The organism is Microbacterium sp. CCNWLW134 (genome assembly GCF_037083565.1).
Classification (GTDB): domain Bacteria; phylum Actinomycetota; class Actinomycetes; order Actinomycetales; family Microbacteriaceae; genus Microbacterium.
Genome location: NZ_JBAOJU010000001.1, coordinates 1805003 through 1818604, shown reverse-complemented (window position 1 = coordinate 1818604; position 13602 = coordinate 1805003). Strand labels below are relative to the sequence as shown.

At 69.6% G+C, this 13602-nt stretch carries 14 protein-coding genes; 9 read left to right on the top strand and 5 right to left on the bottom strand.

Annotated elements, in window-relative coordinates; genetic code table 11:
• The first annotated feature begins 9 nt into the window (after positions 1 to 9).
• From V6S02_RS08680 to V6S02_RS08665, 4 genes are all read left to right on the top strand, one after another.
• Positions 10 to 1251: an alanine racemase gene (locus V6S02_RS08680; RefSeq protein WP_336400523.1), complete on the top strand. Its 1242-nt coding sequence runs from the start codon at positions 10 to 12 to the stop codon at positions 1249 to 1251.
• Positions 1248 to 2555 (top strand): D-arabinono-1,4-lactone oxidase, encoded by a 1308-nt coding sequence (locus tag V6S02_RS08675; protein ID WP_336400522.1) that lies wholly within the window; start codon positions 1248 to 1250, stop codon positions 2553 to 2555. Before V6S02_RS08680 ends, V6S02_RS08675 begins: the two co-directional genes overlap by 4 nt.
• A gap of 84 nt (positions 2556 to 2639) precedes the next feature.
• Complete coding sequence (locus V6S02_RS08670; protein WP_124293613.1) at positions 2640 to 3209, top strand: LemA family protein; 570 nt, start codon at positions 2640 to 2642, stop codon at positions 3207 to 3209.
• Complete coding sequence (locus tag V6S02_RS08665) at positions 3206 to 4294, top strand: DNA glycosylase AlkZ-like family protein (RefSeq protein WP_336400521.1); 1089 nt, start codon at positions 3206 to 3208, stop codon at positions 4292 to 4294. The genes V6S02_RS08670 and V6S02_RS08665 overlap by 4 nt, the downstream gene beginning before the upstream one ends.
• On the opposite strand, the gene V6S02_RS08660 is transcribed toward V6S02_RS08665, so the two are convergent.
• Both V6S02_RS08660 and V6S02_RS08655 read right to left on the bottom strand, forming a co-directional pair.
• Positions 4291 to 5196 (bottom strand): hypothetical protein, encoded by a 906-nt coding sequence (locus V6S02_RS08660; RefSeq protein ID WP_336400520.1) that lies wholly within the window; start codon positions 5194 to 5196, stop codon positions 4291 to 4293. The genes V6S02_RS08665 and V6S02_RS08660 overlap by 4 nt on opposite strands.
• Positions 5193 to 6464: a winged helix-turn-helix domain-containing protein gene (locus V6S02_RS08655; protein WP_336400519.1), complete on the bottom strand. Its 1272-nt coding sequence runs from the start codon at positions 6462 to 6464 to the stop codon at positions 5193 to 5195. The genes V6S02_RS08660 and V6S02_RS08655 overlap by 4 nt, the downstream gene beginning before the upstream one ends.
• Positions 6465 to 6525: 61 nt before the next feature.
• On the opposite strand from V6S02_RS08655, the gene V6S02_RS08650 reads away from it, so the two are divergent.
• Both V6S02_RS08650 and ilvA read left to right on the top strand, forming a co-directional pair.
• Positions 6526 to 7713: an AI-2E family transporter gene (locus V6S02_RS08650; RefSeq protein ID WP_124293609.1), complete on the top strand. Its 1188-nt coding sequence runs from the start codon at positions 6526 to 6528 to the stop codon at positions 7711 to 7713.
• A 2-nt stretch (positions 7714 to 7715) separates the two neighbouring features.
• Positions 7716 to 8960: a threonine ammonia-lyase gene (gene ilvA, locus V6S02_RS08645; RefSeq protein WP_336400808.1), complete on the top strand. Its 1245-nt coding sequence runs from the start codon at positions 7716 to 7718 to the stop codon at positions 8958 to 8960.
• 16 nt (positions 8961 to 8976) lie between these two features.
• Here the strand turns inward: ilvA and greA are convergent, their stop codons facing one another.
• On the bottom strand, positions 8977 to 9468 hold the full coding sequence (gene greA, locus V6S02_RS08640) for a transcription elongation factor GreA (protein WP_124293608.1): 492 nt from the start codon (positions 9466 to 9468) through the stop codon (positions 8977 to 8979).
• 81 nt (positions 9469 to 9549) lie between these two features.
• Complete coding sequence (locus V6S02_RS08635; protein ID WP_124293607.1) at positions 9550 to 9942, bottom strand: DUF4307 domain-containing protein; 393 nt, start codon at positions 9940 to 9942, stop codon at positions 9550 to 9552.
• 66 nt (positions 9943 to 10008) lie between these two features.
• On the opposite strand from V6S02_RS08635, the gene V6S02_RS08630 reads away from it, so the two are divergent.
• Entirely contained in the window at positions 10009 to 10248 is a 240-nt protein-coding gene (locus tag V6S02_RS08630; protein ID WP_124293606.1) for a hypothetical protein, read from the top strand.
• 5 nt (positions 10249 to 10253) lie between these two features.
• Here V6S02_RS08630 and trhA read toward each other — a convergent pair whose 3' ends face one another.
• Positions 10254 to 10943: a PAQR family membrane homeostasis protein TrhA gene (gene trhA / locus V6S02_RS08625; protein WP_124294506.1), complete on the bottom strand. Its 690-nt coding sequence runs from the start codon at positions 10941 to 10943 to the stop codon at positions 10254 to 10256.
• Between the two features lie 136 nt (positions 10944 to 11079).
• Here trhA and V6S02_RS08620 point away from each other — a divergent pair, with 136 nt between their 5' ends.
• Complete coding sequence (locus V6S02_RS08620; protein WP_124293605.1) at positions 11080 to 11859, top strand: isoprenyl transferase; 780 nt, start codon at positions 11080 to 11082, stop codon at positions 11857 to 11859.
• Between the two features lie 213 nt (positions 11860 to 12072).
• A complete protein-coding gene (locus tag V6S02_RS08615; RefSeq protein WP_442927907.1) occupies positions 12073 to 13428 on the top strand; it encodes a PhoH family protein in 1356 nt (451 codons plus the stop codon).
• Positions 13429 to 13602 lie beyond the last annotated feature (174 nt).

Here is a 13602-nt window from a genome sequence, read left to right as displayed (position 1 = left end):
GATGAGCCAGTGACGATCGATCTCCTGGCGTGGGATGCCGCAGCGAATCCGTCGAGCGAGCGCTGGCGTGTGCCGGCGAGGTACTGGGCGGAGATGTCGGCGGCCACCGCCCATCTGCCGGCACCGCTTGCGGCGATCGATCGGCAGGCGCTGTCGTTCAACGCCCTCGACATGATGGTGCGCGCAGGAGGCGTTCCCATCCGGGTGGCGAGCAAGTCCATCCGCGTGCGAGAGGTGCTCGATGCGGTCCTGCGGCTCCCCGGTTACCGCGGGATCCTGGCCTTCACGCTCGCCGAAGCCCTCTGGCTGAGCTCGGACCACGATGACATCGTGCTGGGTTATCCCACGGTCGACCGGGGGAGTCTCGCGCGCCTCGCCGCAGACGAGCATGCTGCGGCGAGGATCACCCTCATGGTCGACGACCCCGCCCAGCTCGACCTCATCGATGCGATCGCCCCGCCGCGCACCCGCGCCGAGCTGCGGGTCGCGCTCGACGTGGATGCCTCGTGGCGTGCCCCGGGGCTCGGTCACATCGGTGTGCACCGCTCACCCCTTCACACGGCGCAGGAAGCGTGGGCACGTGCCCGGCTCATCGCGGAGCGGCCGGGCTTCCGCCTGGCGGGGCTGATGATGTACGAGGCTCAGATCGCCGGCCAGCCGGATGCGGTCGGCGCGGGCGAGAGCGTCATCCGCTGGATGCAGCGTCAGTCGGCGGCAGAATTGCGCGAGCGCCGGGCCGAGGTCGTCGAACGGGTCCGTGAGGTCGCGCACCTCGACTTCGTCAACGGGGGAGGGACGGGATCCTTGGAGTCGACGGCTGCCGACCTCGCCGTGACCGAGCTCACGGCCGGGAGCGGGCTGCTCGCCGGTCACCTCTTCGACGGTTACCGCTCCTTCGACCCCGCCCCGGCGGCGGCTTTCGCACTCGACGTCGTGCGCATACCCGCGCCCGGCGTCGCGACGGTCCTCGGCGGGGGGTGGGTCGCCTCCGGTCCTGCCGCCCCCTCACGACTTCCGCGCCCCGTCTGGCCGGCGGGCCTGCGTCATCTGTCTCGCGAGGGCGCGGGGGAGGTCCAGACCCCTCTGCGCGGCCCGGCCGCCGCGCACCTGGCCGTCGGTGACCGGGTGTGGTTCCGTCATGCCAAGAGCGGGGAACTGGCCGAGCGGGTGGAAAGATTCGTCCTCGTGTCGGACGGGGGGATCGTGGCCGAGATGCCGACGTACCGCGGCGAGGGGAAGGCCTTCCTGTGACCCGCCCGGGCGCCGTCTGGCGCAACTGGGGGCGCACGGCGCAGGCGAAGCCGGTGCGCGCAGAGTTCCCGGCCACGGCCGAGGCCGTCGAGCGCGCGGTCGGCGCGGCCGCCCGACGCGGCCTGCGGATCAAGCCCATCGGTTCGGGGCACAGCTTCTCGGACATCGCCGTCGCACCCGACGTCCTCCTGGACCTGTCCGCGCTGTCGGGCATCGTCTCGATCGGTCCCGGGACCGGGCAGGTGACCTTCGGCGCGGGCACGCCCCTGCACCAGGTTCCGCGCCTTCTCGCGCGCCACGGGCTCGCCATGCAGAACCTCGGCGACATCGATCGGCAGACCATCGCCGGCGCGATATCGACCGGCACCCATGGCACCGGCATCGCGTTCGGAGGGCTGGCCACCCAGATCGTCGGCGTCACGATCGTCACCGGTACCGGTGAGACCCGGCGGATCGCGGAGGGGGATCCCCTGCTCGCCGCGGTGTCGCTCGGGCTCGGAGCGCTGGGCGTCCTCGTCGATGTGACGGTGCAGTGCGTCCCCGCCTTCCACCTCGAGGCTGTAGAACGCCCGGAGCCGCTCGAAGACGTCGTCGCCGGACTCCAGGAACGAGCGCAGGCGGCTGACCACTTCGAGTTCTACTGGTTCCCCCATACCGAGGTGGCACTGACGAAGACCAATCGGCGACTCCCTGAGACGACACCGCGACGCCCGCTGCCGCGCGTCGGCAGATTCGTCGACGAGACCGTGCTCGCGAACGGGGTCTACCGCGGCATGTGCGCCGTCGGATCGGCTCTCCCGCCGGTCATCCCGTCCTTCTCCCGCCTGGCCACACGCGTCACCGGCGACCGCACGTACCTCGACCGGTCGCACCGCGTCTTCACCCAGACGCGGGGTGTGCGCTTCCGCGAAATGGAGTACGCCCTGCCTGCCGAGCGCGTGGCAGGGGCATTCGCCGAGGTGCGTTCCCTCATCGCGGCCAAGAGGTGGCGGATCTCCTTCCCCCTCGAGGTGCGCTTCGCCTCCGGCGATGATCGCTGGTTGTCGACGGCGTACGGCAGACCGACGGGCTACATCGCCGTCCACCGGTACTTCCGGGAGGACCCGACGGCGTACTTCGCCGCCGTCGAGGAGATCATGCTCGCGCACGGTGGGCGTCCGCACTGGGGCAAGCTCCATTCGCTCGGTGCCGACGTCCTGCGGGACCGGTATCCCCGATTCGACGACTTCCTCGAGCTGCGTCGTGCCTTCGACCCGGACGGTCTGTTCCGCAACGCGTATCTGGACCGTGTCCTCGGGCTCTAGGCCTGTGAGGTCGCCGCACAGCCTGGGGCGCGGATCGGGAGACCGTTAGGATTGTCAACACTGACCTGGAACGGAGACCCCGGTATGTGGGAATGGCTCATCCCCGTCCTGATCGTCGTCGCACTGGTCGTCATCGCGGGGATCTACCTGTGGGCGACCTACAACTCGCTGGTTCAGCTGAACGTACGCGTCGATGAGGCATGGAGCGACATCACCGTCCAGCTGAAGCGCCGTGCCGACCTGCTGCCCAATCTCATCGAGGCGGTGAAGGGGTACGCCGCACACGAGAAAGCGGTGTTCGAGAACGTGACCCGGGCGCGCGCCGAGACCCTCTCCGCGGGCGGTCCCGCCGAGGCCGGTGTGGCGGAAGGTCACATGCAGCAGGCGCTGCGTTCGCTCTTCGCGGTCGCTGAGGCATACCCGCAGCTGCAGGCGAGCCAGAACTTCCTGCAGCTGCAGCAGTCGATCGTCGACACCGAGGACAAGATCCAGGCATCGCGGCGCTTCTACAACGGCGGCGTCCGCGAGCTGAACACCAAGATCAAGGTGTTCCCCAACAACCTCTTCGCCCGCAATCTCGGGTTCGACGAGCGTGAGTTCTTCGAAGTCGTCGACGGCGCCGCGATCTCGGAGCCTCCGCGCGTTCAGTTTTGAAACCGGTTCCCGCCCTGTCGCGCGCGGAGGCCGCGCGCATCGCCGTGCGCGCGCAGCTGCTCACCGCGCCGCGTCCCGGTGACATCGTCGAGTCCCTCCAGTCCCTCACCGTCCTGCCGATCGACCCGACGGCCGCGATCGCCCCGAGCGCCGATCTGATCCTGTGGAGCCGCATCGGCTGGCCCTATGAGCCTGCCGATTTCCGCCGCCTGTTCCATCACGATCGCGTGGTCTTCGAGTGGCGCGGGTTCTTCCGGCCGATGAGCGACCTTCCGCTGTTCCTGCCGCAGATGCGCCGCGGTCCGAGGTCGGCGGCCGCCCGCGACTGGCTCGCGGCGAATGATCGCTTCCGTCGCGACATCCTGGGTCGACTCCGGGATGACGGGCCGCTGCGCCCCGTCGACATCGATGACACCGCTGCGGTGCCGTGGCGATCGACGGGATGGACGAACGATCGCAACGTCCTGCAGATGCTGGAGATGCTCACCGAGTGCGCCGAGGTGGCCGTCGATCACCGGGACGCCAAGGGCAGATGGTTCGACCTGGCCGAGCGTGTCTATCCGGCGGTGGCGCCGGTGACCGACGACGAGGCCGCACGCGGGCGGGCCGAGCGGCGGCTGTCGGCGCTGGGGATCGCGAGACGAAAGGGCGTGGCGCAGCCGGGGGAGCCGGTCGATGTCGGCGACGTCGGGGTCGAGGTGGTCGTCGACGGCGTAGACGGGCGCTGGCGCGTCGATCCGGTGCTCCTCGACACCGACGGCGAGCCCTCGCGGACGGCGCTGCTCTCACCCCACGACCGTCTCGTCTTCGATCGCGTGCGGCTGCGGGAGCTGTTCGGTTTCGACTACGTCCTGGAGATGTACAAGCCGGCCGCATCGAGGCGCTGGGGATACTTCGCGCTTCCGATCCTCCACGGTGATCGGCTGGTCGGAAAGCTCGACGCCGCCCTCGACCGCCGCGCGGGTACGCTGCGCATCAACGCCGTGCACGAAGACGAGACCTTCACCTCCTCGGTATCGGAGGCGGTCGACGCCGAGATCGACGACCTGGCGCGGTGGCTCGGGGTCGAGGTGTCGCGACTTTAGAGGAGGCCGAGTCGGATCTGGGCTCCTGTGACGGTGATCGTTCCTCGTACGGTCCAGCCGTCATCGCGATACGTCGCCGACACAGGGGAGCCGTCTCGGCCGGTGCCGCTCGCCGTGGCGACCACGACGCCCCCCGTGGCGGCGAAACCGCCCTCCTCGGTCAGCTGCACCTCGGGCAGTCGCTCGACGCGGTACGCGATGCGCTCGAGGGCCGCGAGGTCGGCCGGCCACGGCACGCGGAGACCGCAATGGTCTGCCACGGTGGCCGCCGGCTGGGTGCAGGCGTTCAGATGATCGGTGACGACCTCGCGGACCGCGTCGAGAGCCGCGCTGTTATAGGTCGCCTGCAGGGCGACCGTGTGCTCTTCGCCGGGGATGACCGAGACCGAGGCCGATCCGTCGAGGTAGTCGCGCGGAGCGGCGGTGAGGTCGTAGGTCCCGGGAAGGAGCCGGATCTGCCCGGCGGGGACCACGGCCTCTCCGATCGTGACGCTGTCACCGAGGTCGGTGCTGATGTCCACGCGGCTGAGCGCGTCCTCGCCGACCAGCCACCCTTCCGAGCTCTGGGTGAGGGGGAGGCTGGCCTCGCGCACGTCCCCGGCCAGAACGAAGGAGACGTCAGCCTCGGCCGTATCGCCCTCGATCCGCACCCCGTGCACGGACGGCTCCGACGGTCTTTCCGCCGCGCCACCGACATCGAGGGCATCGATTCCCGTGCTCATCGCCGCTCGCGCCGCCTCGTCATCGCCCTCGGAGACCGCGACCAGCCACGCTCGCGCCACCGCTTCGGGACCTTCTTCTCGTGATCCCGCCCACGTCAGGACGCCCGCGACGCCCGCGATGACCACGACCGCCGCTGCGACGATGACCGCGACCATGCGGGCACGACGCGGTCCTGTCATCCTTCAACGCTAGGTGATTCGGAAGCGGGGCCGGCGGTATGCCGGGACGCGCGGGGGAGGGCGGCGGCCAGCTGGTCGACGGCGTCGCCCCAGCGCGAGACGGAGATGCGCTCCAGCCCCTGCCAGATCGCGGCCTGGCGCAGCTCCTCCGCCACGCGCTCCACGACGGCGGAAGCGGGCTCGCGCTCCCACCATGCGGACTGCACCCGCAGCGTCTGCGTCGGCCGGTCGGCCTTCAGATCGACCCTCGCGACGATCCCATCGTCGACGAGCACCGGAAGCGAGTAGTACCCGAACCGTCGTCGGGCCGCCGGAGTGTAGATCTCGATGCGGTAGGCGAAATCGAAAAGCCGCTCCGCGCGCTCACGGAACCACACCATCGGGTCGAACGGCGTGAGGATCGCCGCGGCCTCCACCCGTCGCGGGACCCTGGCGTCGCGGTGCAGCCACGCCCGCGCCGGGCGGCCCGCCGTCGACCATCCCGCAACCGACACGGGGATGAGCTCACCCTGCTCGACAAGGTCGGAGACCGCGGCCAGGATCGCGCCACGATCCCTGATGCGCCAGTAGTCGGCGAGGTCTGCGGCGGTCGCCACGCCATACGCCCGCGCGGCGCGACGCACCAGCTCCCGGATGGCATCGGGCCTCGGCACGTCCCGGCCCGCCAGCTCCGCGCCCAGGACGTCGACGGCGAGGCCGTAGCGTCGCTCGAAGCCGCGTCGTCCGGCGATCGCCACCTCGCCGAAGAGCCACAGGAACTCCAGCGCCTCCTTCACGACGTCCCACTCCCACCAGCCGCCCCGCCGTGAACGACGCGCATCGCGCTCGATCTCGGCCGGACGCAGAGGTCCGCGTTCAGCGAGCTCGCCGCGGACCCAGTCGACGACGTCTCGATGCCGCGAGACCCATCCCTCGGGGTCTCCTTCGTACTTCTGCCGGAACTCCGCCATCCGGAACGCGAAGAGCGGGCGGTCCGCCGCGTCGACGAAGGCGGCGACGTGCGCCCAGTACTCGACGTAGCGCGGACGGCGCGCGAACAGCAGGCGGTCGAGGTCCGTCGTGTCGTACGGACCGAGCCGGGAGAACAGGGGGAGATAGTGCGATCGGGCGAAGACGTTGACCGAGTCGATCTGGAGCACCGACATCCTGCGCAGCGCGTCGTTCAGCTGGCGGGTGCCGACGCGGGCGGGGCGTGCGCGGTGAAGGCCCTGTGCGGCCACCGCGACCCGACGTGCTTCGGCGGCGCTCAGCGTCTCTCGGGTCGTCACGGCGGCAACACTAGACCCGGCCCCCGACATCCGATGCGGGCAGCGGTTCTAGACTTGCCGAATGGCCGGATCGGACGAGCGCGAATCGCTGTGGAGCGCCCTGCGCGACCGCTCGCGCGTGGTGTCGACGGAGCTGTCGGGATCGATTCCGCGCGGGCTCCGGCTGGCGGCGGCCTATTCCTGGCGTTTCCTGGTCATCGCCGCCGCCGCGGGCGTCGTCATCTGGCTCGTCATCCAGCTGAAGCTGCTGGTGGTGCCGCTGCTCATCGCCATCCTCATCACCGCCCTGCTCTGGCCGTTCTTCAGTTGGATGCTGCGCCACCGCGTCCCGCGATGGCTCGCGATCGTCATCGCGGTGATCACCACGCTGGCCGTGGTGTCGGGACTTCTCTGGGTCGTGGTCTGGCAGATCACGCGCGAGTTCGGACGGGTGCAGGACCGGACCGTCGACGCCGTGGCCGCCTTCCGGCAGTACCTCATCGACGGTCCGCTCCACCTGTCCGCTCAGCAGATCGACGACCTGCTGAATCAAGCCGGCGCCCTGGTGCAGGAACAGGCCTCGCTGTTGTGGTCGGGGGCCCTGGCGATCGGGACGACCCTCGGTCATGTCGTCACGGGGGCGCTCCTCGCCCTGTTCATCCTGCTCACCCTTCTCGCCGACGGCGGCGGGATCTGGCGGTGGACCACCCGGCTCCTGCCCAAGGCTGCGCGCGTCCCGGTGGACGGAGCCGCTCGTGAGGGCTGGGTGACGCTGGTGAACTACGCCCGGACGCAGCTGCTGGTGGCGACGATCGATGCGATCGGCATCGGTCTGGGCGCACTCCTGCTGGGTGTGCCGCTCGCTGTTCCGATCGCGGTCCTGGTCTTCCTCGGCGCCTTCGTGCCGATCGTCGGTGCGGTCGTGACCGGAGCGGTGGCGGTGTTCGTCGCCCTGGTCTACAACGGTCCGCTCATCGCCCTGTGGATGCTGATCGTCGTCCTCGGCGTGCAGCAGCTCGAAGGACACGTGCTGCAGCCCCTGCTCATGGGTGCCGCTGTCAAGGTCCATCCCCTCGCCGTCGTCCTCGTCGTCGCCGGCGGGGCGATGATCGCCGGCATCCCCGGTGCGCTCTTCGCCGTTCCGCTCGCCGCTTTCGTCAACGTGGTCGTGCTCTACCTCGGCTCCCGCGGGTGGGAGACGGGTGGGCGGCCACCGCCGGAAGACCTCATCTGGAGCACCGTCCCCCGTCGAAGGAGAACCCCCGCGTGAGCATGCCGACGATCGCCGCCTCCGGCATCCCGACGCTCGCTGAGTTCGAGGACGCCGCGGCCGCCCTGCGCGGCGTGGCCGCACACACTCCGCTCGAGGAGTCGCAGCACCTCACCGACGTCCTGGGTGTTCCGACGTACCTGAAGCTGGAGAACCTGCAGCGCACGGGGTCGTTCAAGATCCGAGGTGCGACCTACCGGCTCTCGAGGCTGACCGAGGAGGAGCGCGCCCGCGGCGTCGTGGCCGCCTCCGCCGGCAATCACGCCCAGGGAGTGGCCCTGGCCGCTCAGAAGCTCGGGATCCCGGCCACCATCTTCATGCCGCTGGGTGTTCCGGTGCCGAAGCTCCTGGCCACCCGGGGGTACGGTGCGGATGTCGTCCTCGAAGGGGAGACGGTGGAGACGCCGCTGCGGTTGGCGGCGGAATTCGCAGAACGCACCGGCGCGGTCCTCATCCACCCGTTCGACCATCGCGACATCATCCTCGGGCAGGGGACTCTCGGGCTCGAACTGCACCATGACCTCCCCGACGTCGAGACGGTGGTGGTCTGCGTCGGTGGCGGTGGGCTCATCGCCGGAGTCGCCGCCGCCATGAAGGCCCGCGCGGCAGCGGAAGGGCGCCGCATCCGCATCATCGGGGTGCAGGCCGAGAACGCCGCGGGCTATCCGCCGTCGTTGGCCGCGGGGCATCCGGTCATCGCGCCCTCCCGGCCGACGATCGCCGACGGCATCGCCGTGGCGCGCCCCGGCGACCTCCCGTTCGCGATGATCCGTGAGCTCGTGGATGAGATCGTCACCGTGACCGACGACGACATCGCACGCGCCATCCTCGTCCTGCTCGAGCGGGCCAAGCAGGTCGTCGAGCCGGGGGGCGCGGCCGGGGTCGCCGCGATCCTGGCGGGGAAGATCCGATCCGACGGGCCGACGATCGCCATCCTCTCGGGCGGCAACATCGATCCGCTGCTGCTCCAGCGCGTCGTCGCCCACGGGCTGGCCGCCTCGGGTCGTTACATGACCCTGCGCATTCCGCTCCCCGACCGACCCGGCCAGCTGGCACGGGTCTCCGACGTCCTCGCCCAGGCGGGCGCGAACGTCATCGAGGTGCTGCATACGCGGCACGGACAGGGGCTGCAGATCAGCGAGGTGATCCTCCAGCTGAGCGTGGAGACGCGGGGCGAGGACCACCGCGCCCACGTGATGAAGATGCTCACCGACGCGGGCTTCTCGCCGACGATCGCCGTCGACTAGGGGCCGACGCCGGGGCTCACTGCCCCGAGTACGTCTCGACCTTGACGATCTCCACCGCGATCTCGCGTCCGTTCGGCGCGGTGTAGGTGGTCTTCTCGCCCTCCTTCAACCCCAGGATCGCCGCCCCGAGAGGGGAGGCTTCGCTGTAGACGTCGAGCTCGGAACCCGCGGCGATCTCGCGATTGCCGAGGAGGAAGACCTCTTCGCCGCCCGCGACGACCGCCGTCACGACGGTTCCGGATTCGACCACACCGGTGCTCTGGGGGGCATCGCCGACCTTGGCGTCCTTGAGCAGCTGCTGAAGCGTGCGGATGCGGGCTTCCTGCTTGCCCTGCTCGTCCTTGGCCGCGTGGTATCCGCCGTTCTCCTTGAGGTCACCCTCTTCGCGCGCAGCTTCGATGCGCTTGGCGATCTCTTCGCGGCCGGTCGTCGAGAGGTGCTCGAGCTCGGCGGCGAGACGGTCGTAGGCGTCCTGGGTCAGGAAGGTCACCGGGGCTTCGCCTGTCACGTTCGTCTCCTTCGGTCGTCGGCTGGTATGCAAAGACGCCCCGGCGCTGGCCAGGGCGTCCCTCTGAGTTGTCCCGCCAGATTACGTCACCCAGCAGGAGTTGACCAAACCGGTCGTCGCCTCGGCGACGGTGGGGACGGTCTCCTGGAACGCGCGTGGGGTCCCGTCGGTCTCGCTGAGGGTGATGACCTTCCAGCCCACGACGCCGTGATCGGCGTCCTGCGCCTCCAGTGCGCACGCGACGGTCCGTCCCGCAGGCGCCGTGACCTGGAAGTCGACGCGGACAGAGGTGTCGTCGACGAGCTGGAACCCGGTGGTGCGGACGTCGACGTCGTCCAGGGCGCCGGCCACCGTCATCCACCCGGCTCCGACGACCACCGCGGCCGCCACCGCGATGCCCGCGGCGATCAGCCATCGCGGCGCGCGGGAGCGGGTGCGGCCGTAGCGTTCGTCGAGCGTCTGGTGAGTCGTCATGGCCTTCTTCGGGGCGTCTAGGCTGGTGATTCCAGGCTAAGCGCTCCCACGCCCGGAGAGGACACCATGCAGCACGCTCTCGTGACGCTCGTCGCGGCCGCCACACCCTCGCCGGTTCCGACGGTGGATCCCGATCTCGTCACTCCCGGGCCGGTGGGTTTCGCCGTGATCGCGTTCATCGCACTCGCGGTGGTGTTCCTGGTGTGGGACATGATGCGTCGCATCCGCCGCGCGCGGATCCGTGGCGAGATCAACGAGCAGCTCGATGCCGAGGAGCAGATGCGCGACGGCGACGGCGGGTCCTGATCGCCTCAGGCGTGGTAGGCGGGCGCCAGAGCGATGAGCAGGCACGCCGTCCAGTGGCAGAGGAACGCCAGCACCGTGCAGACGTGGAAGATCTCGTGGAACCCGAAATGCCCGGGCCAGGGGTTGGGACGCTTGAGCGCGTAGACGACCGCCCCCGCGGTGTAGAGCAGGCCGCCCGCCACGACGAGCACCATCATCGCCGCGTTGGCGGCGAAGAGATCGAAGAAGTACATCACCGCAGCCCACCCGAGCACCAGGTACAGAGCGACGTACAGCCAGCGCGGGGCGTGGATCCAGAACACCCGGAACAGGATGCCCAGGATCGCCCCGCCCCAGACGAGGGACAGCAGCAGGACGGCCTTGTCGGTCGGGAGGGCGAGGACGGCGATCGGCGTGTAGGTGCCGGCGATGAGCAGGAGGATGTTCGCGTGATCGATGCGCTTGAGCACCACCTTCGTGCGCGGTGACCAGTCGAATCGGTGGTAGAGCGCCGAGTTGCCGAACAGCAGCAGCGAGGTGGCCATGAAGACGGCGGATGACCACTTGGCCGCTGTGCCCTCGGCGAGGACGATGAGGAGGATGCCGGCGCCGATCGCCACCGGGAAGGTCCCCGCGTGGATCCAGCCGCGCCAGGTCGGCTTCACGTCGGTGTTCGCATCGACCGCAGCGGCGTCGAGCAGGGGCAGCTGCGGCATGTCCGGTCCGTCGGGGGAGAGGTCGGTGTCCGGGCTGGGGGTCATCCTCCCAAGGGTACGGCGCTGCGCATGCCGTCGGCTGCACGTGCCCGGAGGTCGCGCACGGACGGCGCGTGGTCGGGAGTAGCGTAGATGTGTGAGTGCGACGGACGAGGGGCGGGGGCCGCTCTACCGGCTGTACATCTCCCGGCTGCGTCGCAGCCTCACACCCGATGTCGTGCCTCATCACATCGCGATGATGATCGACGGGAACCGCCGGTGGGCGAGGCAGCTCGGATACGATTCGGCGGCGCACGGCCACCGCGCCGGGGCTGCGAAGATGCGTGAGTTCCTGCGCTGGTGCGATGACATCGGCGTCAAGGTGGTTTCGCTCTACCTGCTGTCCACCGACAACCTCCGTCGTCGCGACTCGCGCGAACTGACCGATCTGCTGGAGATCATCGCCGAGCTCGCCCACGAGCTCTCGCACGAGCGCGACTGGCGGGTGCAGCACGTGGGACGTGCCGATCTCCTCCCGCCCGAGCTCGCCGATGTCCTGGGCCTCGCCGAGGAGCGCACGCGTGGTCACGGGGGTCTGCACGTCAACCTCGCCGTGGGCTACGGCGGGCGGAGCGAGATCGTCGACGCCGTGCGCTCCATCATCGCCACCCACGACCGCGAGGGCGGATCCCTGGAGGAGCTGGCGGCGAGCCTCACCCCCGAGCAGATCGGCGAACACCTCTACACCGGCGGCCAGCCCGACCCCGACCTGGTGATCCGCACCTCGGGCGAGCAGCGGCTGAGCGACTTCCTGCTGTGGCAGAGCGCGCACAGCGAGTTCTACTTCGTCGAGGCTCTGGGTCCCGATCTCCGAGAGGTCGATTTCCTGCGGGCCGTCCGTGACTTCGCGCGCCGGGATCGTCGCTTCGGGCGCTGAAGAGCGCTGCCTCGGTCTGATCGCCCGCGCGTTCACAGAACTTCATCTGCTCGTAACCCGCCGACAGCGTGTCTGCGACCCGCGGACCGCCGAACGGTCGTACCGTCATCTCACCGGGCAAGGTGCCCGGTCGGGTCGGCCTTTCGGATCGCGACTCGTGACCCACGGTCGACTCGAGACTGCCGGGTGACACGCCCGGGGCAGGAGTGGGTTGTGACCACACGAGCACCGCACGACCAGCGCCGCGAGCAGTACATCGACGAGGACGCCCCGTCGCAGGATCTGCGCACGTACGTCCTGGATACGTCGGTTCTGCTGAGTGATCCGCGTGCGTTCTTCCGGTTCGCCGAGCACAGCATCGTCATCCCGGTGGTGGTGATCACCGAGCTGGAGAAGAAACGTCACGATCCCGAGATCGGCTACTTCGCCCGGCAGGCGCTGCGTCATCTCGACGAGCTGCGCATCGAGCACGGTCGTCTCGACTTCCCCGTTCCGGTGGGAGCGGGCGGAACACTGCGGGTGGAGCTGAACAACACCGATCCGACGGTCCTGCCCTCCGGCATGCGCCTGGGCGACAACGACACCCGTATCCTCGCCGTCGCCATGCATCTGGCGCAGGACGGTCAGGATGTCACCGTCGTCTCCAAAGACCTTCCCATGCGCGTGAAGGCCGCGTCCCTCGGCATCGTGGCGGAGGAGTATCTCGCCGAACAGGCCGTGGATTCGGGCTGGACGGGCATCGCCGACATCGACCTGTCCGGCGACGAAGTGAGCGACCTGTACGAAAGCGAGGTCGCCACCGCCGACGCCGTGCACGGACTCCCCGTCAACACCGGTCTCATCATCCACTCCGAGCGTGGTTCCGCCCTCGGTCGTGTGACCGGCGACGGTGCCTTCCGGCTGGTGCGCGGCGACCGCGACGCCTTCGGCCTGCACGGGCGATCGGCCGAGCAGCGGATCGCGATCGATCTCCTGCTGGATCCTGAGGTGGGCATCGTGTCGTTGGGAGGACGAGCGGGAACGGGGAAGTCCGCGCTCGCCCTCTGCGCGGGCCTCGAAGCGGTGCTGGAGCGCCAGCAGCAGAAGCGGATCATCGTGTTCCGTCCGCTGTTCGCCGTGGGCGGCCAGGAGCTGGGGTACCTCCCCGGCGACCAGGCCGAGAAGATGAACCCCTGGGGTCAGGCGGTGTTCGACACCCTCGGTTCGGTGGTGTCGTCCAACGTCATCGAGGAGGTGATCGAGCGCGGCATCCTGGAGGTGCTTCCGCTCACCCACATCCGCGGGCGCTCACTGCACGACGCCTTCGTGATCGTCGATGAGGCCCAGTCGCTGGAGCGGAATGTGCTGCTGACGGTGCTCAGCCGCATCGGTCAGCACTCACGCGTCGTCCTCACCCACGATGTCGGGCAGCGTGACAACCTCCGCGTCGGCCGGCACGACGGCATCGCCTCGGTGATCGAGACGCTGAAGGGTCACGACCTCTTCGGTCACGTCACCCTCACCCGTTCCGAGCGCTCCGCCATCGCCGCACTGGTGACCGACCTCCTGGAAGCGGGCGAGCTGGCGTGAGCTGTCATCCCGGACGAACGTGAGAAGAGTCTCATCTGCCGGAGTGCCGGTGGACGGGGCCGTTCTGCCACCATGGGGATACGGCCGCGAATCCCCCAGAATCGCACGCGGCCGGTGACCGGGCCCCCAACCCGGATCTAGCCCCCGGTGTTCCCCCAACGCCGGGGGCTCTCA